Consider the following 254-nt stretch of genomic DNA (forward strand, 5'->3'; position numbering starts at 1 on the left):
CAAGAAGTCAGAGCCCGTTAAATGGGTGATGGCGTGCCTTTTGTAGAATGAACCGGCGAGTTACGTTTGCATGCAAGGTTAAGTTGGAGAGACGGAGCCGTAGCGAAAGCGAGTCTGAATAGGGCGCTTATAGTATGCAGACGTAGACCCGAAACCGTGTGATCTACCCCTGTCCAGGATGAAGGTGCGGTAACACGCACTGGAGGTCCGAACCCACGCACGTTGAAAAGTGCGGGGATGAGGTGGGGGTAGCG

Annotated in this window: 1 rRNA gene; it reads left to right on the plus strand. The window is 54.3% G+C overall.

Annotated elements, in window-relative coordinates:
- Positions 1–254: ribosomal RNA gene (locus M3180_RS22580) — 23S ribosomal RNA — on the plus strand; the annotation flags it as partial.

Source organism: Paenibacillus camelliae, assembly GCF_023715345.1.
Classification (GTDB): Bacteria; Bacillota; Bacilli; order Paenibacillales; family Paenibacillaceae; genus Pristimantibacillus; species Pristimantibacillus camelliae.